Origin of the sequence: Streptomyces bluensis (genome assembly GCF_014650715.1) — a bacterium.
In the GTDB taxonomy this organism is placed as follows: Bacteria; Actinomycetota; Actinomycetes; order Streptomycetales; family Streptomycetaceae; genus Streptomyces; species Streptomyces bluensis.
In genome coordinates this window covers 1-24,366 of record NZ_BMVM01000002.1, presented here as the reverse complement: position 1 = coordinate 24,366, position 24,366 = coordinate 1, and the positions used below count along the sequence as shown (strand labels likewise).

Genomic DNA, 24,366 nt, shown 5'->3' with positions numbered 1-24,366 from the left:
GTCTGAGCGAGGGCGCTCAGCGCCTCACCGGCCTGATCGACTCCAGGGTCGGCACCACCGGAAGGATCGTGCCGTCGGCCGCGAACTTCATACGGTCGATCGTCGTCTCCCGGTGGGTGCCGTCCCCACCGGGCTTTCCGGGCCCGTTCAGGGCGAACCGGTGGTACACCATGTACCAGTCGTCCGTGCCGGGGGCGTTGACCACCGAGTGGTGGCCCGTGGCGAGGATGCCGTACTCGGGGCGCTTGGACAGGATCGTGCCCCGCTTGGTCCACGGGCCGAGCGGGCTCGGGCCCGTCGCGTACGCCACGTGGTAGTTCTCGCTGCGTGTGTCGTCCTCGGACCACATGAAGTAGTACGTGCCCTTCCGCTTGACCACGAAGGAGCCCTCCCGGAAGTTGTCCGGGGTGATGTCCCGTACCTCGCTCGCGTCGAACGACACCATGTCGTCGTTCAGCGGGACGACATAGCCGTGTCCGTTGCCCCAGTACAGGTACGACTGCCCGTCGTCGTCCGTGAACACCGCCGGGTCGATCATCTGGCCCTTCAGCGACCCGCCCTTGGCGACCAGGGGCTTGCCGAGCGCGTCCTTGAAGGGACCGGCGGGGGAGTCGGCCACGGCGACACCGATCTGCTGCTCGGCACAGAAGTAGAAGTAGTACTTGCCGTCGCGCTCGGCGATCGCCGGGGCCCAGGCGTTCCTGTCGGCCCAGGACACGTCGGGTCCCAGGTCGAGGATCACTCCGTGGTCCGTCCAGTTGACCAGGTCCTTCGACGAGAACGCCTTGAACCGGGTGCCGCTCCAGCCGGGGAAGCCGTCCGTCGTCGGGTAGATCCAGTAGCGGCCGTCCATGTACGTGACGTCGGGGTCGGCGTAGAGGCCGGGCAGGACCGGGCTGCGGGTCGGTACCGCCTCGACGGTCCAGACGCGCCTCGTGCCGTCCGCCGCCGTGACCGTGTACGTCTGAGGCGTGCGGAAGTCGCGGGGCGTACCGGACTTGGGGCGCACCGTCGCGCCCTCACCCAGCCACAGCTTCGGCGCGAGCCGCTTGAGCGCTGCCTTGTCGAGGTCCGGCTCCATGGGCAGGACGACCTTCGAGGTGCCCTCGCTGACGACCGCGTACCCCTTCTGGCCCTTCACCGTCGCGTCCACGACCGACGTGGGGCTCACCGGGTACGCGGCCAGCAGCCGGTCATACTCCTCCTGTGTCACCGGCATCACCGTGCCGTGCCGCGGGCTGGCGGGCAGTTGGTAGTTCTCCGACATGGTCCACTTGCCCGAGTCGAGGTCGGTGGTCTCGAACGGGACGTAGCCGCGGCCGCCGTACTCGTCGATGAACAGGTACCACTTCTCCTCGGTGTTGGACTTGAACACCGTCGGGCCCTCACCGCGGTCGATGGAGCCGCTGCCGATGCAGTCCGAGACGAAGTCGTACGAGGTGTCGGTGAGCGAGGACGACTTCTCCGCGGTGATGAACTTCGAGCACGGGCTGGAGGAGGTGGGGTCCCGCTCGTCCTTGGTGTAGCGGTAGTACGTGCCCTGGTGCTTGACGACCGTCGAGTCGATGACCGAGTAGCCGGGGTCGTCCCACACCTTCGGCTCGCTGAACGTGCGGAAGTCCTTGGTCGTCGCGTACAGCATCTTGTTGTACGTCGAGCCCGTGTGGTCCGGGTCGTCGTCGGCGTACAGCTTCGACGCCCAGAAGACGACGAACTCACCGAGGCTGTCGTCCCAGTAGGCCTCGGGCGCCCAGGTGTTGCCCGCGTTGTCCGGGGAGACCTTCACCAGGCGCTGGTCGGTCCAGTTCACCAGGTCCGTGGATTCCCAGACCATGATCGACTTGCTGCCGTGTCTCTGGACCTGGTCCCAGCTGCCGCTGCTGTTCTGGTACATGCGCAGATCGGTCGCGATCATGTAGAACCTGTCGCCCTCGGGGGAGCGGATCACGAACGGGTCGCGCAGGCCCTTCTCGCCGATGGTGGAGGTGAGGACCGGTGTGCCGCCGTTCAGCTCCCGCCAGTGCAGCGGGTCGTTGCCACGGCTGAGCGCGTAACGGATCTGCTCGCCGTCCGAGGTGCCCTCACCGGTGAAGTAGGCGAAGAGATAGCCGGCGTACGGGGGTTTCTTCACGGACCGTTCCGATGGTGTGGGGGCCTGGGCCGAGGGCTGTGCCGTGGACTGCGCCGCCCCCGGTGGCGCCGCCAGCAGGCTCAGGAAGAGGGCCAGGAGGGGGAGCAGGAGCGTACGGGCGGTGGGACGCATGACACATCCTGTGTGAGTCTGGTGATTTCTGTTGGATAACAGCTTCTGGAGTCTCACCAGTGGGGGACGGCGCGTCAATCGGTGTGTGCGCGACGAACCCGAGCGAAAGTTTCGATCGCTTTCGTCTGGACCACGGCGGCACCTCACGACCGAGCCCCCGCCGGTCGTCACCGGCGGGGGCCCTGTGCGGGTGAGCGGCTACCTGTAGGTGATGTCGGACGACGAGTAGAGGCAGTTGGTGCTGTCCGGCCCGGTGCCGACAGCCGTGGTGTTGTTGTACTTCTGGCAGGGGACGACCTTGCGGCCGGCGTCGTTGAGGATCGTGATGCCGCGCAGCGTGGCGACGTCGTTGCGGTTGACGTTGATGCCGACGAGCCGCGCGGTGGAACCCGTTCCGGTCACCTCGATATTGCTGAGGTTCACCTTGCGCGTGTACTGCGTGGAGCAGTCACCGCAGGAGCGGTACAGCGTCTTGAACTCGCTGACGGCGAAGTTGGAGATGTTCACGGTGCCGGGCCCGTTGTGCTGGAAGACCTTGTCGGCGGCCTTCTTGGCGCCGCCGCCGGTCACCGTGTAGGTGCTTCCGCCGCGGAAGGTCGCGGCGTCCTCGCCGACGTCCTCCCACCACACGTTCTGCAGCGTGCAGTCGCCCTCGCAGTGGATGCCGTCGGCGCCGGGCGCGCCGATGATCACGTTCTTCAGCGTCGCGCCCGCCGCGAGCTTGAAGATCGGGTCCTGGCCCTCTTCCTGGCCGTCACCCGCCAGGTCGCCGCTGCCGTAGTAGCGCACCATGCCGCCGTCCCTGACGCCGGACACGGAGATGGTCGAGGACACGGGCTGGCTGGAGGTGGGGGTCGGCCAGCTCGCCGCGCTCGCGGTGGACAGCATGGAGCCGCTGACGAGGGTGGTGCCGGTCAGCGCGAGCGCGCCGAGGCCGCCGACGAGGGCGTGCCGCCTCAACGCTCGGCGGCGGTGGTGGTGCTCGCGGTGCTCCGTACGTGACGTCATGTCGCGTTCCTTCGGTGGGGGGATCAGAGCTGCTTGCGACTGCTGGTCGCCACCGCGCGGGAAAGGGTTGCCGGGTGCCTCAGGCCTTTTTCCGGCCGACTTCACGTGTCGTCGCCGCCGCGGGCGAAGTCGCCGCCCACGGCGTACTGTTCGCCGTCCGCCCTCGCGGTCATCGCGTACCGGTCGCCCCTCGCGTCCCGTCCGCCGCGCGCGTGGTCGTACTGGCCCGCGAAGACGAACTCGCCCTTCGGCACCGTACGGCCCTCCTTGAGGACCCACCGGTAGACGAGGAAGCCGTCGTCCTCGCCGACCGTCAGGGTGAAGTCCTCCTCGGGCAGCGAACGCCAGGCGCCGGCGGAGTTGACCCCCTCGGTCAGGGCGATGCGCAACTCGACGGTGAGCGCGGTGAGTTCCTCGCCGGTCCGCAGGGTCAGGTTGCTCTGCGCCCAGAAGTCGTTGCTGTGCGGGTCGACGGAGCCGTCGGACCAGACGGGGCCGTCCTCGGTGTCCGGCTTCTTCGGTTTGTCCGGCTTCTCGGGCTTCCCGGGCGGGGGAGCCGGGGCGGAGTTCTCCGGGGCCGGGGTGCGTGAGGGCGTGACGCTCGGCTTCCTGTCCCGGTTTTCGGCCGAGGGGGACGGGTCCGGCGTCACCGGCGGCCGCGACGGCGCGTCCGGCGATGACGTCGGGGTGGGGGACACCGCGACCGTCCGGTCCGCCGGCTCGTCGTCCTTCACCGCCGAGGCCACCGCGTAGCCGCCCACCGCGAGGAGACCCGCGACCGCGGTCGTCGCGCCCACGACCCGGGCCCAGCCGGCCGGTGGCGGGTGCGCCGGGCGCTTGGGGCGGGCCTGGCCGGCCATACCGCGCTCGACCCGGGCCAGGATGCGGGCGCGGTCGGGCTCGTGCGCCTCGCCCGCTTCGCGCAGGCGGGCGTGCAACTCCTCGTGCACGTCCCGCATCTCTTTCATCGGTTCCTTCCTCCGGCGGCCCCGGACACCGCCCGGTGGATCTGCCGCGGTGCGTCCTGCGAGCCGAGCAACCGCTGGAGTTCGGCCATCCCCTTGGAGGTCTGGCTCTTCACCGTACCGACCGACACACCCAGCGCGAGCGCGGTGTCCTTCTCCGAGAGGTCGAAGGAGTGCCGCAGCACCACGCACGCCCGCTTGCGGAACGGCAGCCGGCGCAGCGCCTCCTGAACGTCGATCATGCCGGGCACGTCGGGGATCTCGGTCTTCTCCTCACGCTGCGACCAGAACAGGGTGTTCCGGCGGCGCTCGCGGACGGCGCTGCGGATGCGGGTACGGGCCAGATTGGCGACCACGCCGCGTGCGTACGCCACCGGATGGTCGGCCGCGCGCACCCGGTCCCAGCGGTGCCAGAGGGCGAGCAGCGCGTCCGCCGCGAGGTCGTCCGCCGCGTGCGCCTCACCCGTCAGCAGCTGGGCCAGCCTGGCCAGTTCGGCGTAGTGCCGCTCGAAGAAGGCGTGGAACTCCGCAGAGGCTGCGTCGTCGACGACCGTGCCCACGGGCGACCTCTCCCCTCACTGCGGCTCCTTGCACCCGGCGGGTCGTATGTCATGTAACTGACAGACTGCCCTGTGGCCGGCAGGAGTGAACTGACAGGCGTGACGCCATCTTGCAGGCAAAACTCCGCATCCGTAACACGGAGAAAACCTGAAGCGAGTTCAACGAGGCAACAATCCAGCCAGCGTTCTCCGCATCCCGCACGCACCTCACGAGGAGTACCGCCATGTCCGAAGCACAGCAGGCGGCCGACCGGCCGAGCGCAGCGCCACCCGGGGCGAACAGCGTCGATCGCTTCTTCAGGATCACCGCCCGGGGCTCCACCTTCGCCCGGGAGATACGCGGCGGCTTCGCCACCTTCTTCACGATGGCGTACATCCTTGTCCTGAATCCCATCATCCTGGGAAGCGCCAAGGACAAGTTCGGGCACCAGCTGGAGGGTGCCGAACTCGTCACCGCCACCGCGCTCGTGGCCGCGGTGATGACGATCATCATGGGCGTGGGCGGCAACCTTCCTCTCGCGCTGGCCGCCGGCCTCGGCCTCAACGCCGTCGTCGCCTTCCAGATAGCCCCGCTGATGAGCTGGGCCGACGCGATGGGCCTGGTGGTCCTCGAAGGCCTGCTCATCTGCGTGCTGGTGGTCACCGGGCTGCGCGAGGCCGTCATGCACGCCATCCCGCAGTCACTCAAGCAGGCGATCAGCGTCGGCATCGGCCTGTTCATCGCCTTCATCGGCTTCGTCGACGCCGGGTTCGTCAGCCGTATACCCGACGCCGCCAACACGACCGTCCCGGTTCAGCTCGGCGCGACGGGAGCGCTGTCCGGCTGGCCCCTCCTCGTCTTCTGCCTCGGCGTGCTGCTGACCATCGGTCTGCTCGCCCGCAAGGTCAGGGGCGCGATCCTGATCAGCATCCTCGTCATGACGGTCCTCGCGATCGTGATCGACTCGGTCGCCGACATCAAGAGCTGGGGCCTGACGACGCCGAAGGTCCCCGACGACATCGTGGCCGCGCCCGAGTTCGGGCTGCTCGGGAACTTCAGCCTGTTCGGCGCGTTCGGCGAGACCACCGTCATCACGGTCGTCCTGCTGGTCTTCACCCTCATCCTGTCCGACTTCTTCGACACCATGGGCACGGTCGTCGGCATCAGCGCCGAGGCCCGACTCCTCGACGAGCAGGGCAGGGTGCCGAACCTAGGCCGGGTCCTGCTCATCGACGGTGCGGCGGCGGTCGCCGGCGGCGCCTCGTCCTCGTCCTCGGCGACCTCGTACATCGAGTCGGCGGCGGGCGTCGGCGAGGGGGCGCGCACCGGCTTCGCCAACCTGGTCAGCGGCGGTCTCTTCGCCTGTGCGCTGTTCCTGACCCCGCTGCTGACCATCGTCCCGATGCAGGCCGCCGCCCCGGCGCTCGTCGCGGTCGGGTTCCTGATGATGACCCAGGTCAAGCACATCGACTGGGACAGGTACGAGATCGCCATCCCCGCGTTCCTGACGATCGCCGTGATGCCGTTCACCTACTCGATCACCAACGGCATCGGCGCGGGCTTCGTCGCCTATGTCCTGATCAAGACGGTGCTCGGCAGGGCCAGGCAGGTGCACTGGCTGCTGTGGGGCACCTCGGCGCTGTTCCTGGTGTACTTCGCGATCGACCCCGTAGAGCAGCTGCTCGGGGCGAAGTGACCGCCGGTCCCGCCTGACGGCGACGGGCCGCCCCCGGGGGGAAGAGGGCGGCCCGTCTGCCTGTTCAGATGGTCTTCGCAGAGCGGAGGTTCACTCCCGGGGCTCAACTCCTCAGCGCCGCCTGCATCATGGCCTTCGCCACCGGGGCCGCCAGCCCGTTGCCGCTGACCTCGGAGCGGGCCGCGTCGGACTGCTCGACGATCACCGCGACGGCGACCTCCTTGCCGTTCGTGTCCGACTTCGCGTACGAGGTGAACCAGGCGTACGGCGTCCGGCTGTTGTTCTCGCCGTGCTGGGCCGTACCGGTCTTGCCGCCGACGGTGGCCCCGGAGATCCGTGCGTTGCCGCCCGTGCCCTTCTCCACCACGGTCCGCATCGCGGACTGGAGCTGCCCGGCCGTGGAGGAGCTGACGATCTCCTTCGTGCCGGCCCTGCTGTCGTAGTCCTCGATCACCCTGCCCTCGGCATCACTGGTCCGCGACACCATGTGCGGTGAGACCAGCTTGCCGCCGTTGGCTATGGCCGCCGAGACCATCGCCATCTGGAGCGGGGTGGCGGTCACATCGAACTGTCCGATGCCCGACAGAGCCGTCTGCGCCTTGTCCATGCCCGAGGGGTACACGCTCTCGTACGCGCGCACCGGCACGTCCTGCGCGGTGTCGTTGAAGCCGAACCTCTCCGCCATCGCCCTGACCTTGTCCTGCCCCAGGTCGACGGCCATCTTCGCGAAGACGTTGTTGCACGAGTACTGCAGCGCCACCCGGATCGAGGCGTTCTCACACGGGGCGTTCGGGTTCTCGTTCGTCAGCTCGCGGTGCGTGAGGGGCAGCGTGTACGGGTCGGGGCTGTCGGTCCTGGTGTCCACCGACGCGTACAGCCCGTCCTCCAGCGCGGCGGCCGCGACGACCAGCTTGAACGTCGACCCCGGCGGCAGGGGCTGCCGGAGCGCGCGGTTGACCAGCGGCTTGTCGCCGTCCTTGGTCAGCTTCCGCCAGGCGTCCCCGTCGGCCGTCCCGCTGATCGTGCCCGGGTCGTACGACGGTGTGGAGACGACCCCGAGGATCTTCCCGGTCGCCGGGTCGAGGGCGACGGCCGCGCCCTTCTTGCCGCCGAGCGCCTCGTACGCGGCCCGCTGCACGTCCGGGTCGATGGTCGTGATCACGTCGCCGGGCGCGGCGCGCTCGTTGGTGAGGACGTCCAGCGGGTTCTTCAGCCGCGTGTCCGTGCCGTCGAGGAGGTCCCGGTAGACGCCCTCCAGCTGCGTCGCCCCGTACACCTGCGAGCTGTAGCCGGTCACGGCCGCGTACAGCGCTCCGTCCTTGTACGTGCGCTGGTACGCGAGGTCACTCCCCGAGGTCCGCTTCGAGCCGGTGATCGCGTCGCCGGCCACGATGATGTCCCCGAGCGGCCGCGCGTACTGCGCCATCACGTTCCGCCGGTTGTTCTTGCTGTCCGCGAGCGCCCGGCCTTCGTAGAACTGCACCCAGGTCGCCCGGACCAGCAGGGACAACACGAGCAGCAGCGTGAAGACGGCGGTCCGCCTGATCGTCTTGTTCATTCCGCCCGGAAAGACGTACGGGATGCCGCCGAACGTTCCTTCCGTCCGGTTTTCTCATCGTTTCTTCAGGGTCAGAGTCTGCGTGTCGCGAGGGTCAGGCGGTCACGGGCGTCGAACAGGGCGTCCTTCACCATCTGCTCGTGGGCGGGGGTGAGGCGGGCCACCGGCACCGAGCAGCTGATGGCGTCGCGGGCGGGCGTGCGGTACGGGATGGCCACGCCGAAGCAGCGCAGCCCCAGCGTGTTCTCCTCGCGGTCCACGGCGAAGCCCTGCTCGCGGACCTGGTGGAGCTCCTCGATGAGCTTCTCGCGGTCGGTGATCGTGTGCTCGGTCAGCGCGGGGAGGGTCTCCGGGAGCATCTTGCGGACCTGCTCGTCGGTGTGGGTGGCGAGCAGGGCCTTGCCGAGCGAGGTCGAGTGGGCGGGCAGACGGCGGCCCACGCGCGTGAAGGGGCGCAGATAGTGCTGGGACTGGCGGGTCGCGAGGTAGACGACGTTCGTGCCGTCGAGGCGCGCCAGGTGGATCGTCTCCGTCGTGTCGTCCGAGAGGCGGTCCAGCGTCGGCCGCGCCACGGCCACCACCTCGTCGCCGTCGATGTACGAGGTGCCGACCAGCAGCGCGCGCACCCCGATGCCGTACCGGGTGCCCGTCGCGTCCGTCTCGACCCAGCCCAGGTCGACGAGCGTGCGCAGCAGCATGTAGAGGCTGGACTTGGGATAGCCCACCGCTTCCTGCACGGCCGCCAGGGAATGCATGCCGGGGCGGCCGGCGAAGTACTCCAGCAGTTCCACCGTGCGTACCGCGGACTTGACCTGTGCCCCGCCGCCCGTCTCGCCTGCCGACATCGCCTGTGACCCCTTCGTTCGACGAGAAGCTGAAGATATAGTCTCCAACAGCATATTCATCATCAGAGACGGCGTTCAGTATATCGAACGGCCCTGGTGGTGACGTGACAACTGCGGCAGATCAAGCGGCATGCAAGAGCGGTATTCGATGTGGAGGGACCCGCGGTGGCAGCAGCACCAGTCTGGAGTGTCGACCCCCGAACCGGGAAGCAGCGTGAACAGGTTGCGGTGGAGGCCACGGCCCAGGAGGTGGACCAGGCCGTCCGTGCCGCCCACGCCGCGCGCGGTGCCCTCGCCGACCGCACCGTCCGCGCCGCGTTCCTGCGCTCCGCCGCCGACCAGCTTCAGGCAGCCAAGGACCACCTCGTCGAGGCCGCCGACGCGGAGACCGCGCTCGGCCCGGTCCGGCTCACCGGCGAGCTCGCCCGCACCTGCTACCAGCTGCGGGCCTTCGCGGACATCGTCGACGAGGGCGCCTTCCTCGACGTGGTGATCAACCACCCCGACGACACGGCGACCCCGCCGATCCCGGACCTGCGCCGCTACAAGGTGCCGCTGGGCGTCGTGGCCGTCTACTCCGCCTCGAACTTCCCGTTCGCCTTCTCGGTCGCGGGCGGCGACACGGCGAGCGCGCTGGCGGCGGGCTGCCCCGTCGTCGTCAAGGCCCACCCCGACCACCCGGCGCTGTCCGAGATGGTCGCGGCCGCGCTGCGGCGGGCCGCCGCCGAGCACGACATCCCCGCGGGTGTCCTCGGTCTGGTGCACGGCTTCGACGCGGGCGTCGAGCTGGTCAGGCACCCGCTGGTCGCGGCGGCCGGTTTCACCGGTTCCGTACGGGGCGGCCGCGCCCTCTTCGACGCGGCGGCCGCGCGTCCGGTGCCGATTCCGTTCCACGGTGAGCTGGGCTCCCTGAACCCCGTGCTGATCACCGAGGCCGCGGCCACCGAGCGCGCCGAGGCCATCGGGGCCGGGCTCGCGGGCTCGATGACGCTGGGCGTGGGCCAGTTCTGTGTGAAGCCGGGGCTGGTGCTGGCACCGACCGGTGCGGCCGGTGACCGGCTCGTGAAGTCGCTCACCGACGCGGTCAGCGACGTCGAGGCCGGGGTACTGCTGGACCACCGCATGCGGGACAACTTCATCGCCGGTGTCGCCGAGCGTGCCGAACTGCCCGACGTGGAGTCGCCGGTCACCGCGGGTGCGGGCAGTGAGCACACAGTGAGCCCGGGTTTCCTGACCGTCGCCGCGAGCAGGCTGGCGGCCGAGGGCGAGCACGATCTGCTCCTGGAGGAGTGCTTCGGGCCGCTCACCGTCGTGGTGCGCTACGAGGACGAGTCCGAGGCGAACGCGGTGCTCTCACGCCTGCCGGGCAACCTCACGGCGACCGTTCATCTGTCGGCCGAGGAGGCCGCGGGCGAGGGCCGGGGGGCCGAGATCCTCGCCGAGCTGACGCCGCTCGCGGGACGTGTGCTCGTGAACGGCTGGCCGACGGGGGTGGCCGTCGCTCCGGCCCAGCACCACGGAGGGCCGTACCCGGCCACCACCTCGACGTCCACGTCCGTGGGCGGGACCGCCATCGAGCGGTGGCTGCGGCCGGTCGCCTATCAGGGCGCACCCGCCGCCCTGCTGCCCGCCGAACTCCGCGACGACAACCCGCTGGGGCTGCCGCGGCGCTTCAACGGCCGGCTGGAGAGGTAGTCCTCCCGCACCGCCTGGGACACCCCTGAGAACACGCGGTTTCCCGCGCCCCCGAAGCGGGGCGCGGTACCGCACCTGACTGGGGGACCTGGGACACTCTCCCAATGGACGTGAAGATTCCCGAGCTTTCCTTTCCCTTGCGCACCTACGGTCCCGACGGGCACTGGTCCCACGAGGACGGTGTGCTCAGCGGGTGGGCAGGGGCGCGGGAGGACCGGTTCGTGCCGCCCACCGGTGACGCGCTGGAGCCCGCGTCGGACGCGCCGCGGCTGCTGGGCGCGCCGGAGGGGGACTTCCAGCTGATCGCCCGCGTCACGGTGGGCTTCGCGGCCTCCTTCGACGCGGGTGCCCTCTACGTCCATGTGGGCCCGCGGGCCTGGGCGAAGCTGTGCCTGGAGTACTCGCCGGACGTGCCCACGGTCTGCACGGTCGTCACCCGTGGTCACTCGGACGACGCCAACTCCTTCACGGTGGAGGGCAGTTCCGTCTGGCTCCGGGTCAGCCGCACCGGCCGGGCCTTCGCCTTCCACGCCTCCCGCGACGGGAAGCAGTGGACCTTCGTCCGGCTGTTCACCCTCGGCGACGAGGAGCCGACGTCGGCGGCGCTCGTCGGCTTCATGGCCCAGTCACCGGTGGGTGAGGGGTGTGTGGTCACGTTCGACCACATCGAGTACCGCGACGCCTGGCCGGACGGACTGCGCGACGGCAGCTGAGGACCGGGGGCCATGCGGCGGCAGGGGGAATGAACCGGGCTGCTTGAAGGTTCATCCAGCGAGAGCGAGGGGGCGCAGCCGTCTTTTCGCCCCCCGTGACCTCTGCGTCCCCGTGACCCCTGCGACCTGGAGAGAGCCGCCATCATGCGCGTCGAGATCTGGAGCGACATCGCCTGCCCCTGGTGCTACGTGGGCAAGGCCCGCTTCGAGAAGGCGCTCGACGCCTTCCCGCACCGCGACCAGGTCGAGGTGGTGCACCGCTCCTTCGAGCTCGACCCGCACCGCGGCAAGGGCGACATCGAGCCCGTCCTGAAGATGCTGAGCCAGAAGTACGGCATGAGCGAGGCGCAGGCGCAGGCAGGGGAGGAGAACCTGCGCGCCCAGGCCGCCGCCGAGGGCCTGGCGTACCGTACCGAGGGCCGCGACCACGGCAACACCTTCGACATGCACCGCCTCCTCCACCTCTCCAAGGAGCGCGGTAGGCAGGACGCGCTGATCCAGATCCTGTACCGCGCGAACTTCGCCGACGAGCGCTCCCTCTTCGCCGACGCCGACGCGTATCTCGTCGAGCTCGCCGTCGAAGCCGGCCTCGACGCGGACGAGGCCCGTGAGGTCCTCGCCGATCCGCAGGCGTACGCCGACGAGGTGCGCGCCGACGAGCGCGAGGCCGCGCAGTTCGGCGCGAACGGCGTACCCTTCTTCGTCCTCGACCGCACGTACGGCGTGTCGGGCGCCCAGCCCGCCGAGGTCTTCGCCCGGGCCCTGACCCAGGCGTGGGGCGAGAGGCCGCCGCTCCGGCTCGTCGCGGACGAGGACGCCTCGGGGGATGCCTGCGGGCCGGACGGGTGCGCGGTGCCTCCGGCGGGGTGAGGTGTGCGGGGAGCGCCGTTGGGGTGCGGTTGTCTGCGGCGTGCGGGGTTGTTCGTGGCTTCTCGCGCCGTTCCCCGCGCCCCTTTCGGGGCGCGGCAGCCCAGGTCATGGCGCTTGCATAAGCATCGCTTCGGGGAACCAGACAAAACCTCTCAATGGACGGTGAGAACCGAGGGCCTCAGAGTGGACCCATGGAGACCTTCGAGAGCGTCGTCAAAGCCGAGTTCGCCCCGAAGAACACGTACCTGAACACCGCGAGCACCGGGCTGCTGCCGGCCCGCACGGTGGACGCCATGCGGGTCGCCGTGGAGTCCGCCGCCGTCGGCAGGCCCACGGACATGTTCGCGGACGTGGAGGCTGCTCGCGCCTGCCTCGCCCGGCTGCTCGGGGTTCCCGGCCGCCGGGTGGCCGCAGGGGCCTCCGTCGCCGTCTACAGCGGCCTGATCGCCGCCTCGCTGCCCGAGGGCGCCGAGGTCCTCACCGCCGAGGCCGACTTCGCCTCCGTGGTGAACCCCTTCCACATGCGCCCTGACCTGAAGGTGCGCTCGGTCCCACTGGAGGGGATCGCGGAGTCGGTGCGCGCCGGTACCGCGCTCGTCGCGGTCAGCGCCGCCCAGTCCGCCGACGGCCGCATCGCCGACCTCGACGCGATCCGCGAGGCGGCCCGCACCCATGGCGCGCGGACGTACGTCGACGTCTCGCAGGCGGCCGGGTGGCTGCCCGTCGACGCGAAGGCGTACGACTACGTCGCCGCTGTCGCCTTCAAGTGGCTGGTCTGCCCGCGCGGCGCGGCCTTCCTGGTCGTCCCCGAGGACCTCGGCGGACTCACCCCGTTCTTCGCCGGCTGGGTCGCGGGAGAGCACCCCTGGGACAGCTGCTACGGCCCCGTCGAGGAACTCGCCCACTCCGCCCGCCGGTTCGACGAGAGCCCCGCGCTGTTCTCCTACACGGGCGCGCGGACCTCACTCGCACTCATCGAGGAACTGGGCGTGGAGAACATCCGGAAGCACGACCTCGCCCTGGCCGAACGCTTCCTCACGGGGCTCCGCACGCTGGGCCACGCGCCCGTCCCCGCGCCCGGCTCCCCCATCGTCTCCGTGCCCGGACTCGGCCACCGCCAGGCGGAACTGAGTCGCGCCGGAGTCGAGGTGTCCGACCGCGCGGGCCACTTGAGGGCGGCCTTCCACCTGTACAACACACCCGCCGACGTCGACCGGCTCCTCGACGTCCTGTCCGGCTGACCCACCGGCCCGGCACCTCACGGGGAGGTGCCGGGCCGGTTCAGCCGTACTCGGTGGGTCACTTCACGGGGGTGAAATCCCTTGCCCCGATGAACTCGGGCCGGCGCACCGGTGCCGCGAACGGCTCGACCGCCGCGTTCTCCACGCTGTTGAACACGATGAACACATTGCTGCGTGGGAAGGGCGTGATGTTGTCGCCGGAGCCGTGCATGCAGTTGCAGTCGAACCAGGTCGCCGAACCGGCCTTGCCCGTGAACAGCTTGATGCCGTACTCACCGGCCATGGCCGTCAGCGCCTCGTCGGACGGGGTGCCCGCGTCCTGCATCTGGAGGGACCGCTTGTAGTTGTCCTCCGGTGTGGCCCCCGCACACCCGAGGAACGTCCGGTGCGACCCCGGCATGATCATGAGGCCGCCGTTGGTGTCGTAGTTCTCGGTCAGCGCGATCGACACGGACACCGTGCGCATGTTCGGCAGACCGTCCTCCGCGTGCCAGGTCTCGAAGTCGGAGTGCCAGTAGAAGCCGCTTGCCCCGAAGCCCGGCTTGACGTTGATCCGCGACTGGTGGACGTACACGTCCGAGCCGAGAATCTGCCGCGCCCTCCCGACGACGCGCTCGTCGCGCACGAGGTTCGCGAACACCTCACTGATCCGGTGCACCTCGAAGACGGACCGGATCTCCTTCGACTTCGGCTCGACGATCGAGCGCTCGTCGGCGCGGATCTCCGGATCGGTCATGAGCCGCTCCAGCTCGGCGCGGTAGAGGGCGACCTCGTCCTCGCCGATGAGTTCCCCGATGGCGAGGAAGCCGTCACGTTCGTACGCCTGGAGGTCGGCGAGCGAGATCGGGCCGGGCGTGCCGGGTGCGCCCCAGACGACCGGGTCCTGGCGCGGCACGGACACCTCGGTGGCACCCCGGCTGGGGTAGAGGTCGGGGACGGCGGTGGGCGTGGACGTCATGGTCATGGTGAGTCAGGCCTCCTCGGTCAGCAGCGGGTAGACGCCGTTCTCGTCGTGGTCCTCCCGTCCGGTCACGGGGGGATTGAAGACACAGATGCAGCGGAAGTCCTGCTTGATCCGCATCGTGTGCCGCTCGTGACCGTCGAGGAGGTACATGGTTCCGGGCGTGATCGTGTACTTCCGCCCGGTCTCGTCGTCGGTGAGTTCGGCCTCGCCCTCGACGCACACGACGGCCTCGATGTGGTTCGCGTACCACATGGACGTCTCCGTACCCGCGTACAGGACCGTCTCGTGCAGCGAGAAGCCGACCTTCTCCTTGGCCAGCACGATGCGCTTGCTCTCCCACGTACCGGACGCCGCTCTGACGTGCCGGTCGGTGCCTTCGAGCTCTTGGAAAGAACGGACGATCACGGTGCTGTGACGCCTCCTCGGTGTGGTGGGTGTGGTGGTCGTGCCCTGTGGGGGTGGTTCAGACGGTTTCGCGGACGGCGCGTGCGAGGGTGCGCAGACCCTCGTCCAGCTCGTCGGGCGTGATGGTGAGCGCGGGGAGCAGCTTGACGACCTCGCTCTCCGGGCCGGACGTCTCGATGAGCAGCCCGAGCTCGAAGGCGCGCTTGGCGACCCGGTCCGCGCGGTCCTTGTCATGGAACTCGATGCCCCACACCAGCCCGCGTCCGCGGTACTCCTTGACGTCGGCGACGTTCTCCTCGGCGATGGAGACCAGCGCCTGCTCGACCTGCTCGCCACGCCCACGGGTCTGCTTCTCCATGGCGGAGCCGTCGGCCCAGTACGTCTCCAGGGTCGCGGCGGCCGTCACGAACGCCGGGTTGTTGCCGCGGAAGGTGCCGTTGTGCTCGCCCGGCTCCCAGATGTCGAGCTCCGGCTTGAACAGGCACAGCGACATGGGCAGCCCGTATCCGCTGATCGACTTGGACACGGTGACGATGTCCGGTGTGATGCCCGCCTCCTCGAACGAGAAGAAGGCGCCGGTCCGTCCGCAGCCCATCTGGATGTCGTCGACGATCAACAGCATGTCCTGGCGGTGGCACAGGTCCTGCAGCGCCCGCAGCCACTCCGGGCGGGCCACGTTGATGCCGCCCTCGCCCTGCACGGTCTCGACGATCACGGCGGCGGGTTTGTTGAGCCCGGAGCCCTGGTCCTCCAGGAGCCGCTCGAACCACAGGAAGTCCGGAACCTGGCCGTCGAAGTAGTTGTCGAACGGCATGGGCGTGCCGTGCACCAGCGGAATCCCGGCGCCGGCCCGCTTGAAGGCGTTGCCGGTCACGGCGAGCGAGCCGAGGGACATCCCGTGGAAGGCGTTGGTGAAGGAGACGATCGCCTCCCGTCCCTTCACCTTCCGCGCCAGTTTCAGGGCGGACTCCACGGCGTTGGTACCGGTCGGGCCCGGGAACATGACCTTGTACGGCAGGTCACGCGGCCGCAGCACCAGGTTCTGGAAGGCTTCCAGGAAGGCACGTTTGGCGGTGGTCGACATGTCGAGCCCGTGGGTGACGCCGTCGCGCTCCAGGTAGTCGATCAACGCCCGTTTCAGTACGGGGTTGTTGTGGCCGTAGTTGAGTGATCCGGCACCGGCGAAGAAGTCCAGGTACGCGTGGCCGTCCTCGTCGTACATACGGCTGCCCTGCGCGCGGTCGAAGACGGTGGGCCAGCCGCGGCAGTAGCTGCGCACCTCCGACTCCAGGGTCTCGAAGACGCTCAGGTCGGGCTGGGTGATGGTCACGGCGAATCGCTCCTAGGTGCGTGGGGGGAGTGCAGGAGGTGGGGTGGTGGAGTGGGAGTGGGGGGAGAGGAACGGGGCGGGGTGGGGTGGGGCGATGGATCACACGGACAGCGGGCCGATGCGGTGGAGGACCTCCGGCTCGTGGGAGCCGTCCGGGAATTCACCCGCCTCGAACAGCACATCGCGCTCGACGGTCGCTCCGTGCCGGGCGGCGTACGAGGCGAACAGGCGCTCTGACGCGGTGTTGCCCGGTGTGATGGTGGTCTCGACGGTGGTCAGCGGATGCTGCCGGGCGACCCGGACCGTCAGCCCGTCCAGCAGTGCGGCGGCGACCCCGCGACCCCGCTGGGCGGCGTCGACGGCCACCTGCCACACGAGGAGGGTGTCCGGGCGCTCGGGCCGGAGGTATCCGGTGACGAAGCCGACCGGCCGTCCGTCCTTCGTGTCCCGCGCCACCGCGGAGGTGCCGGCGAAGTCACGGCACCACAGCAGGTAGCTGTAGGAGGAGTTCAGGTCGAGGGTGCGGGAGTCCCGGGCGAGGCGCCAGAGCGCGGCGCCGTCCGCCGCGTCGGGACGGTCGATCCGTAGCCCCTCCGGCATTTCCAGGAATTCCGCGGGCAGTTCCGACAGGTTCGGCAGGTCTGCTGGTGCGGCAGTCATGCAAATTGAATTTACCGAGCGAAACTTGAAATTGCATCGCCGGTCGGGGTTACGTACGCGTCCCTCATGTGTTATTACGCGGGCGCATGCGGCCGCGCGAGAAGGCTTCAAGAGGTGCCGTTTTGACCGGATATTGGGGGAGGAATGGGGCGCGATGTGGGGTCGGTCACACCGGCGTAATCCTCACGAGATCTGCGCGAATTGCACCGGTTGACGTTCGCGGAATCTTTGCGTTTAGGCACCGCAAAAGCGGGCAGAAGAATACGGGAAGCTGTGCTGAATTGGATTACTGTATTTCGGTGAGTGATGCGGGTGAATTTCCTGCATCTCTCAGGCTCCGGTGACTCCGTCGATGCGCTCGCGGACGATGTCCGCGTGGCCGTTGTGGCGCGCGTACTCCTCGATCATGTGGATCAGGATCCAGCGGAGGCTGACCTCCAGGCCGGCCATCGGGCCGTCCACGATCCGCCCCGTGTCGTCCAGGGAGCGTCCCGCGCACAGCTCCTCACCGCGCGCCACCTCCTGGCGCCACACCGCGAGCGCCTCGTCGATGCCGCGCTCCGGGGCGAGCTCGTAGCCGGTCGGGCCGAACAGGCCGGGTACGTCCTGGCCGGCCAGGACGCGCTGGAACCAGTTGCGTTCCACCTCGGCGAGGTGCTGTACGAGTCCCAGCAGGGTGAGTTCCGAGGGCTCGGCCGATGCCGTCCTCACCTGGGCGTCGTCCAGTCCCGTGCACTTCAGTGCCAGCGTGGCCCGGTGAAAGGCGAGCCAACTCTCCAGCATGGGCCGCTCGTCACCGGTCATGAGGGGGATGGGGCGGCCGTCGGGGAGTGTCCGGGGAATGTTGCCGGTGTTGTTGTTCATGCTGGGGAGCATGACAGAAGGGGCTGGTGGGGGGAGGGCGGGGCGAGAAAGCGACCCGTCGGTCCGGCTACGCCCCCCACGCCTCCTCCGCCGCCCCCCGAGCCGCCTCCACGTCCACCGAGACACCCGACTCCCTCAGCGCACTCCCCAGCGCGGCAAGGGCGGACCGGACAACCCCCACGGAGGCATTCGGACCGTAGTGGTTCACCCGGATCATCTCCTTCGCGAGGTCACCGCCACCGGCGGCCAGCGGCACGGACGGATCGACGGCCAACGCCTTCGCGACCACCTCGGACGCGTCGACCCCCGCGGGAACCCGCAACGTCGTGGCCACCGGAGCCGCGTCCCCGGGCTCGTGCACATACGGCTCCATCCCCCCACCCAGCGCGAGCGCCCCCGCCCGGGTGGCCGCCGCCGCGGACGTGTGCCGGGCCATCACCACGGCCGGCCCCTCCGCCTCGATCCGCTCCACACACGCCTCCAGCGCGAGCATCTCCAACTGGGCCGGGGCATGGAGCAGGGTGCGACGTCCGCCGTCGATCCACCGCTCCTTCCAGTCCAGCAGCGAGAGGTACGAGCGACGCGGCGCCCCGGGGTTCGCCGCCATCCGGGTCCAGGCCCGCTCGCTCACCGAGATCGCCGACACGCCCGCCGGGCCGCCCATCGCCTTCTGCGCCCCGATCACGCACAGGTCCACACCCCACGCGTCCGGCAGCACCGGCTCCGCCCCGATCGAGGCGACCGCGTCCAGGTAGAAGAGCGCGCCGTGCTCCCGGACCACCGCACCGATCCCGGCCACCGGATTGGTGTTCCCGGTCGCCGCCTCCGCGTGCACCAGCGACACGAAGTCGATCGACGGATGCTCGGCGAAGGCGGCACGGATCTGGTCGGCGGTGACCGCCGCGTGGAAGGGCACCACGAGGTCGATCACGGTGGCCCCGCAGTCCCGCAACCAGTTCCCGAAGGTCTGCCCGTAGGGGCCGGTGATCACGTTCAGGGCGGTCGTGCCGGGGCCGGCGGCGCCACGGATCGCGCCCTCCAGCGGCAGCAGCGCCTCGCCCTGCGTGATCACCACGTCCTGCTCGGTGGCCAGCAGCCGTGCCACCCGGTCCTCGATCGCGGCGAAGTGCGCCGCGCTCATGGGGGCCAGATCCAGAAAGGGGTGCGTCACGGGGGTGCTCTCCTCGCTCAGGGGTAGGCATGGGCCTGGTCCGCATGTGCATGCGGACCACGTTCGAGCGTAACCGCGCGAGCTGTGCCAAGAAGTCGCAGGTAGTGCGGCTCGATGACCATGGGAATGATTTGAGGGCCTCCAAGGCTTCCTTATAATCAGAACCCTTCGTTTCCTCACAGGAGGTCCCCGTGAACACGGTCCTCGGACGCCGGACCCGCATCCTGGCCGCCACCACCGCGACGGCCGGACTGCTGTTCGTCGCCGGCTGCTCCTCGGACGACGACAGCGGGGGCAGCGGCAAGCAGACCGCCGCCGGCGGGGTCACCCTGGCCAAGGCCGGTCAGCTCACCACCTGCACCCACCTGCCGTACCCGCCGTTCCAGTCGGAGATCGACGGCAAGGTGCAGGGCTTCGACGTCGCGCTGATCGACCTCGTCGCCGCGGACCTGGGCGTGAAGCAGGAGATCGTCGACACGCCCTTCGAGAACTTCAAGACGGGCGCGTTCCTCAACTCCGGGCAGTGCGACCTCGCCGCCGCCGGTATGACGATCACCGAGGAGCGCAAGAAGAACGTCGACTTCTCCGACCCGTACTTCGAGGCCACGCAGGCCGTCCTGGTCGACAAGAAGAGCGGCATCGGCTCCTTCGCCGACCTCAAGGGCAAGAAGCTCGGCGCCCAGGCACAGACGACCGGCGAGGACTACGCCAGGGACAAGGGGCTCGACCCCGTCTCCTTCGAGTCCTCCGACGCCGTCCTGAACGGGCTGCGCACCGGTCAGGTCCAGGCCGTCGTCATCGACTACCCGGTGGTCCAGGGCTGGCTGAAGGACAAGGCCAACGCCGGCGCCTTCGAGGTCGCCGACAACATCAACACCGGTGAGCAGTACGGCTTCACGGTCAAGAAGGGCAACACCAAGCTCCTCGACGCCATCAACAAGGCGCTGGGGGAGGCGAAGACCGACGGCACGTACAAGAAGCTGTACGAGCAGTGGATCGGCCCCTACGACGAGAAGGCCGCGAACGCCGCGAACGCCGAGAGCGCGGGCTCCGCGTCGCCGTCCGCCTCATGAGTGAGACGAAGACACGCAAGCCACGCGAGCCGGAGCCACGCGATCCGCTTCAGCCACGCAAGGCCGGACTGACCCGGCGGCAGAAGCGGGCCGTCTCCCGTGGCCTCCAGTACGCCGTGTTCGTCGCCGCCGTGGCCGCCCTCGTGGTCACGGCCGACTGGGGCGGGCTGCGGAACCAGTTCGCGCAGTCCGACCTGGCCGGGCAGATGTTCCCGGACATCATCACGCTCGCGCTGAAGAACACCGTGCTCTACACGGTGTCCGGCTTCGTCTTCGGCCTCGTGCTCGGCATGGTCGTCGCGCTGATGCGGCTGTCGTCCGTGGGCCCGTACCGCTGGGTCGCCGGGATCTACATCGAGATCTTCCGGGGGCTGCCCGCCCTGCTGATCTTCATCTTCGTGGGCGTGGCCGTACCGCTCGCCTTCCCGGGCACGGAGATCCCCGGCGGCACGTACGGCAAGGTCGCTCTGGGGCTCGGACTGGTGGCGGCCGCGTACATGGCGGAGACGATCCGCGCGGGCATCCAGGCCGTGCCCAAGGGGCAGATGGAGGCGGCCCGTTCGCTGGGCTTCTCGCACATGCGGGCCATGGTCTCGATCGTCATCCCGCAGGCCTTCCGCATCGTGATCCCCCCGCTGACCAACGAACTGGTGCTGCTGTTCAAGGACTCCTCACTGGTGCTGTTCCTCGGTGTCACCCTTGAGGAGCGTGAGCTGGCGAAGTTCGGCCGCGACCTGGCCAGCCAGACCGCGAACTCCACGCCGATCCTGGTCGCGGGCCTGTGCTATCTGCTGGTGACGGTGCCGCTCGGCTTCGTCGTACGACGCCTTGAGGCCAAGGCGGGGGAGGCCACCCGATGACCACGAACGCGGAGACGACCACGAGCACGGGGACGACCGCGGGCGCACCCGAGATCCGGGTGCGCGGCCTGCACAAGTCGTTCGGCGACAACGAGGTGCTGCGCGGCATCGACCTGGACATCCGGCAGGGCGAGGTCGTCTGTGTCATCGGCCCGTCCGGCTCCGGCAAGTCGACCCTGCTCCGCTGCGTGAACCTGCTCGAAGAACCCACCCGGGGGCAGGTCTTCGTCGGCGGCACCGAGGTCACCGACCCGGATGTGGACATCGACGCCGTACGCCGCCGTATCGGCATGGTCTTCCAGCAGTTCAACCTGTTCCCGCACCTGACGGTGACCGAGAACCTCACCCTGCCGCAGCGCCGTGTGCTGAAGCGCGACAAGGCGGAGGCGGCGCGGGTGGCCGCGGAGAACCTTCAGCGGGTGGGGCTGGCCGAGAAGGCGGCCGCCTACCCCTCCTCCCTCTCCGGCGGCCAGCAGCAGCGCGTCGCCATCGCCCGCGCGCTCGCCATGGGCCCCGAGGTGATGCTGTTCGACGAACCGACGTCGGCGCTCGACCCGGAACTGGTGGGCGATGTCCTGGCCGTCATGCGCATGCTCGCGAACGACGGCATGACGATGATGGTCGTCACCCACGAGATGACCTTCGCGCGGGAGGTCGCCGACCGGGTCGTCTTCATGGACGGCGGGGTGATCGTCGAGGAGGGCGCACCGGAACAGGTCATCGGCGACCCGAGCCACGAGCGGACCCGGCACTTCCTCTCCCGCCTCCTGGACCCGGCGATGGCCGAGGTGGGGGAGGCACCGGAGCGGCTGGACAAGGCGGACGGCTAGCTCATTAGGGTGCAGTACATGAGTGATCGCGCGGTGCTGCACGTGAAGGGGCGGGTGCTCGTCGGGCCCGACGACGTCCGGGACGAGCTCTGGGTCGTCGACGGGAGGATCGCGTACGACCGTCCCGCCGGTGCCCGTGACGTCCGTACCGTCGAGGGCTGGGCGCTGCCCGGCCTGGTCGACGCGCACTGTCACGTCGGCCTCGACACCCACGGCCCCGTCCCCGAGGACGTCTCCGAGAAGCAGGCCCTCACCGACCGTGACGCGGGCACCCTGCTGATCCGGGACGCGGGCTCGCCGTCCGACACCCGCTGGATCGACGACCGCGACGACCTGCCCAGGATCATCCGCGCGGGCCGGCACATCGCGCGCACACGCCGCTACATCCGCAACTTCGCGCACGAGATCGAGCCGGAGGAACTCGTCGCCTACGTCGCGAAGGAGGCCCGGCGCGGCGACGGCTGGGTCAAGCTCGTGGGCGACTGGATCGACCGGGACCTCGGCGACCTGTCCGCCTGCTGGCCCCGGGAGGCCGTCGAGGCGGCGATCGCGGAGGCCCACCGCCTGGGCGCCCGTGTCACGGCCCACTGCTTCGCGACGGACTCCCTGCGGGACCTGGTCGAGTCCGGCATCGACTGCATCGAGCACGCGACGGGCCTCACGGAGGACCTGATCCCCCTCTTCGCCTCCCGCGGCGTCGCCATCGTCCCCACCCTCGTCAACATCGCGACGTTCCCGCGCCTCGCGGACGGCGGCGAAGGGAAGTTCCCGCGCTGGTCGGCGCATATGCGACGGCTCCACGAACGCCGCTACGACACGGTGCGCTCCGCGTACGACGCCGGGATCCCGGTGTACGTCGGCACGGACGCCGGGGGCTCGCTCGCCCACGGGCTGGTGGCCGCGGAGGTCGCCGAGCTGGTGACCGCGGGCATCCCACCGGTCCAGGCCCTGTCGGCCACGGCGTGGGGCGCCCGGCGCTGGCTCGGCCGGCCGGGGCTGGACGAGGGGGCACCCGCGGACCTGGTGGTCTACGACGGGGACCCGCGCGCCGACGTACGGGTGCTGGCGGCGCCGCGACGGGTGGTTCTGAACGGCAGGGTGGTCGGCTGAGTGACTGTGGAGAACGTGCGTGTCATGGGATTCGAAGATGCGCACGGAAAACCCACGTAGGGGTGAACTCCCGTCAGATTGCTGACGGTTCACTCTTCGTACGCGATTCTTACGGGGTCCCACAGCGTTCTCTTCCCAGGAGATCCCACCCTTGAACGGCAACAACTTCCGCCTGCCCGCACGCCGTCTGGCCGCCACCGCGGCGGCCACGGTCATAGCCGCCGGCCCCGCGGCCCTGGCCGGCGCGGGCGCCGCCCACGCGACCGAGGACGAAGGTCGTGCGAGCGCCGTCGTCCTGCGCACCGGGCTCGACGTGTCCCTCGTGAACAAGGCGGTGAACGTCCCGCTCTCGGTCTCGCTCAACGAGGTGCAGGCACCGGCCGACGCCGACCGGAGCACGCTGAGCGCGCGCCTGGACGGGGTGGACGGAGGCCAGTCGTTCACCGTGCTGCGCGCCGACGTGGCCACGGCGAAGGCGACGGCGTCCGCGACGAAGGCCGAGGGCCGCACCGAGCTCGCGAACGCGAAGATCCACGTGCCGGGCCTCCCCCTGCTGTCCCTGATCGAACTGGAGGGTGTGACGTCCCGCGCGACGTGCGAGGCGGGCGAGAAGCCGGTGGCCGAGTCCAACCTTGCGGGCGGGGTGACGGTACTCGGCAAGAAGGTGACGGTGTCCGCGGACGGTACGACGGAGGTGAAGGTCCCTGGCGTCGGTGAGGTCGTCCTCGACATCTCCCGTAAGGAGACCACGTCCCGTACGGCCGCCGCGACGGCCCTCGAACTCAAGGTCTCCGTGAACCCGTTGGAGCTGAACGTCGCGGAGGTGGAGGGCACGGTCACTCTGGCGAGCGCGACGTGCGAGTCCCCGGCGGCGGCGTCCTCGACGTCCGACGCAGGCTCCGACACCGGCTCCGACACCGGGTCCGACTCCGACTCCGGCTCCGGGCCCGCGTCCGAGGTGAAGCCGCAGGGAGCCGCCTCCGAGTCCGACCTCGCGGAGACCGGGGGCAACTCGATGACGCCGTACATCGCGGGCGGGGCGGTCGCGTTGCTCGCGGCGGGCGGCGGCGCGGTGGCGCTGGCGCGGAGGGCCAAGGGCTGAGACTCCGGGGTTTTCCTCGCCCCCGCCGCCCCTACCCGTCCCATCCTTCCCTGGGGGCTGCCGCCCCCAGACCCCCGCTCATCGGCCTGAACGGCCTCGTCCTCAAACGCCGGACGGGCTTGGTGGTGCCTGGCCGCGACTGGAAATCCCCAGCCGGAAGACCGCAGCTCCAGCCGGAAGACCGCAGCTCCGGCTGGAAGACCCCAGCTCCGGCCCCGCCCGGAAGGTCTCAGCTCCGGTGGGAGGACCTCGGTCCGGTGAGGAATTCCGGTTGGGAGGTCCGGTCGTGTTGGGAGGTCCCTTGCCCGGGTGGGAGGGTCGCGGCCTGGTTGGGTGTCCTGGTCGGGTCGGGAGGGTCCTCGCCCCGGCGGGAGGGGCCCGGCCCGGTTGGGAACCCCCGGACCTGTTGTGGAGGAGCCCTGCCCAGGGGGGAGGGGCCCGGCCTGGGCGGGAATCCCCGGACCTGTTGTGGAGGAGCCCTGCCCAGGGGGAGGGGCCCGGCCCGGTTGGAAATCCCCGGACCCGTTGTGGAGGGGCCCTGCCCAGGGGGGTGCCTCTATGTCTTTCGTCAAGCGAGGCGTGGGGTCCGGGGTTCGTAGAAGG

General features: G+C 69.8%; 22 protein-coding genes. 10 read left to right on the top strand and 12 right to left on the bottom strand.

The features are described 5' to 3' along the window. Positions 1 to 16 precede the first annotated feature (16 nt). From IE262_RS05295 to IE262_RS05280, 4 genes are all read right to left on the bottom strand, one after another. On the bottom strand, positions 17 to 2,263 hold the full coding sequence (locus IE262_RS05295; RefSeq protein ID WP_189871714.1) for a glycoside hydrolase family 43 protein: 2,247 nt from the start codon (positions 2,261 to 2,263) through the stop codon (positions 17 to 19). A 198-nt stretch (positions 2,264 to 2,461) separates the two neighbouring features. Further along, positions 2,462 to 3,271, bottom strand: coding sequence for a pectate lyase (locus IE262_RS05290; RefSeq protein WP_189871712.1), 810 nt, complete (start codon positions 3,269 to 3,271; stop codon positions 2,462 to 2,464). A gap of 101 nt (positions 3,272 to 3,372) precedes the next feature. After that, the gene (locus IE262_RS05285) at positions 3,373 to 4,239 is read right to left on the bottom strand and encodes a hypothetical protein (RefSeq protein WP_189871709.1); all 867 of its coding nucleotides are present in this window, start codon (positions 4,237 to 4,239) and stop codon (positions 3,373 to 3,375) included. Next, complete coding sequence (locus tag IE262_RS05280) at positions 4,236 to 4,796, bottom strand: SigE family RNA polymerase sigma factor (protein ID WP_134040731.1); 561 nt, start codon at positions 4,794 to 4,796, stop codon at positions 4,236 to 4,238. Before IE262_RS05280 ends, IE262_RS05285 begins: the two co-directional genes overlap by 4 nt. Before the next feature lie 224 nt (positions 4,797 to 5,020). Between IE262_RS05280 and IE262_RS05275 the strand changes: the two genes are divergently transcribed. Further along, the gene (locus IE262_RS05275; protein ID WP_189871707.1) at positions 5,021 to 6,472 is read left to right on the top strand and encodes an NCS2 family permease; all 1,452 of its coding nucleotides are present in this window, start codon (positions 5,021 to 5,023) and stop codon (positions 6,470 to 6,472) included. Positions 6,473 to 6,575: 103 nt separating this feature from the next. Here IE262_RS05275 and IE262_RS05270 read toward each other — a convergent pair whose 3' ends face one another. Together IE262_RS05270 and IE262_RS05265 are read right to left on the bottom strand one after the other, a co-directional pair. After that, a complete protein-coding gene (locus tag IE262_RS05270) occupies positions 6,576 to 8,030 on the bottom strand; it encodes a peptidoglycan D,D-transpeptidase FtsI family protein (RefSeq protein WP_189871705.1) in 1,455 nt (484 codons plus the stop codon). 71 nt (positions 8,031 to 8,101) lie between these two features. Continuing rightward, a complete protein-coding gene (locus tag IE262_RS05265) occupies positions 8,102 to 8,875 on the bottom strand; it encodes an IclR family transcriptional regulator (protein WP_134040728.1) in 774 nt (257 codons plus the stop codon). 165 nt (positions 8,876 to 9,040) lie between these two features. On the opposite strand from IE262_RS05265, the gene IE262_RS05260 reads away from it, so the two are divergent. From IE262_RS05260 to IE262_RS05245, 4 genes are all read left to right on the top strand, one after another. Next, a complete protein-coding gene (locus tag IE262_RS05260) occupies positions 9,041 to 10,570 on the top strand; it encodes an aldehyde dehydrogenase (NADP(+)) (protein ID WP_134040727.1) in 1,530 nt (509 codons plus the stop codon). A gap of 104 nt (positions 10,571 to 10,674) precedes the next feature. Beyond that, positions 10,675 to 11,283, top strand: coding sequence for a DUF1349 domain-containing protein (locus IE262_RS05255; protein ID WP_134040726.1), 609 nt, complete (start codon positions 10,675 to 10,677; stop codon positions 11,281 to 11,283). A gap of 144 nt (positions 11,284 to 11,427) precedes the next feature. After that, positions 11,428 to 12,153 carry a DsbA family oxidoreductase gene (locus tag IE262_RS05250; protein WP_189871703.1) on the top strand — a complete coding sequence of 242 codons (726 nt, stop codon included), beginning with the start codon at positions 11,428 to 11,430 and terminating at the stop codon, positions 12,151 to 12,153. 191 nt (positions 12,154 to 12,344) lie between these two features. Next, positions 12,345 to 13,394: an aminotransferase class V-fold PLP-dependent enzyme gene (locus IE262_RS05245; protein ID WP_229877116.1), complete on the top strand. Its 1,050-nt coding sequence runs from the start codon at positions 12,345 to 12,347 to the stop codon at positions 13,392 to 13,394. A gap of 58 nt (positions 13,395 to 13,452) precedes the next feature. On the opposite strand, the gene thpD is transcribed toward IE262_RS05245, so the two are convergent. The 6 genes from thpD to IE262_RS05215 form a co-directional block, all read right to left on the bottom strand. Continuing rightward, the gene (thpD, locus tag IE262_RS05240) at positions 13,453 to 14,352 is read right to left on the bottom strand and encodes an ectoine hydroxylase (RefSeq protein WP_134040763.1); all 900 of its coding nucleotides are present in this window, start codon (positions 14,350 to 14,352) and stop codon (positions 13,453 to 13,455) included. 12 nt (positions 14,353 to 14,364) lie between these two features. Next, positions 14,365 to 14,763: an ectoine synthase gene (locus IE262_RS05235; RefSeq protein ID WP_134040723.1), complete on the bottom strand. Its 399-nt coding sequence runs from the start codon at positions 14,761 to 14,763 to the stop codon at positions 14,365 to 14,367. Between the two features lie 58 nt (positions 14,764 to 14,821). Continuing rightward, positions 14,822 to 16,093 carry a diaminobutyrate--2-oxoglutarate transaminase gene (gene ectB, locus IE262_RS05230; RefSeq protein ID WP_189871699.1) on the bottom strand — a complete coding sequence of 424 codons (1,272 nt, stop codon included), beginning with the start codon at positions 16,091 to 16,093 and terminating at the stop codon, positions 14,822 to 14,824. Between the two features lie 99 nt (positions 16,094 to 16,192). Further along, on the bottom strand, positions 16,193 to 16,753 hold the full coding sequence (gene ectA / locus IE262_RS05225) for a diaminobutyrate acetyltransferase (RefSeq protein WP_134040721.1): 561 nt from the start codon (positions 16,751 to 16,753) through the stop codon (positions 16,193 to 16,195). Positions 16,754 to 17,083: 330 nt separating this feature from the next. Beyond that, on the bottom strand, positions 17,084 to 17,617 hold the full coding sequence (locus tag IE262_RS05220) for a DinB family protein (protein ID WP_229877115.1): 534 nt from the start codon (positions 17,615 to 17,617) through the stop codon (positions 17,084 to 17,086). Positions 17,618 to 17,684: 67 nt separating this feature from the next. Next, entirely contained in the window at positions 17,685 to 18,788 is a 1,104-nt protein-coding gene (locus tag IE262_RS05215) for a pyridoxal-phosphate-dependent aminotransferase family protein (RefSeq protein ID WP_189871695.1), read from the bottom strand. A gap of 191 nt (positions 18,789 to 18,979) precedes the next feature. Here IE262_RS05215 and IE262_RS05210 point away from each other — a divergent pair, with 191 nt between their 5' ends. The 5 genes from IE262_RS05210 to IE262_RS05190 all read left to right on the top strand — a co-directional run bounded on the left by IE262_RS05210 (position 18,980) and on the right by IE262_RS05190 (position 23,763). Then, a complete protein-coding gene (locus IE262_RS05210; protein ID WP_189871693.1) occupies positions 18,980 to 19,861 on the top strand; it encodes a transporter substrate-binding domain-containing protein in 882 nt (293 codons plus the stop codon). Beyond that, on the top strand, positions 19,858 to 20,721 hold the full coding sequence (locus IE262_RS05205) for an amino acid ABC transporter permease (RefSeq protein WP_189871691.1): 864 nt from the start codon (positions 19,858 to 19,860) through the stop codon (positions 20,719 to 20,721). The genes IE262_RS05210 and IE262_RS05205 overlap by 4 nt, the downstream gene beginning before the upstream one ends. After that, entirely contained in the window at positions 20,718 to 21,551 is an 834-nt protein-coding gene (locus IE262_RS05200) for an amino acid ABC transporter ATP-binding protein (protein WP_189871689.1), read from the top strand. Before IE262_RS05205 ends, IE262_RS05200 begins: the two co-directional genes overlap by 4 nt. 18 nt (positions 21,552 to 21,569) lie before the next feature. After that, the gene (locus IE262_RS05195) at positions 21,570 to 22,661 is read left to right on the top strand and encodes an amidohydrolase family protein (RefSeq protein WP_134040715.1); all 1,092 of its coding nucleotides are present in this window, start codon (positions 21,570 to 21,572) and stop codon (positions 22,659 to 22,661) included. Between the two features lie 151 nt (positions 22,662 to 22,812). Beyond that, on the top strand, positions 22,813 to 23,763 hold the full coding sequence (locus tag IE262_RS05190; protein ID WP_189871687.1) for an SCO1860 family LAETG-anchored protein: 951 nt from the start codon (positions 22,813 to 22,815) through the stop codon (positions 23,761 to 23,763). Positions 23,764 to 24,366: the final 603 nt, after the last annotated feature.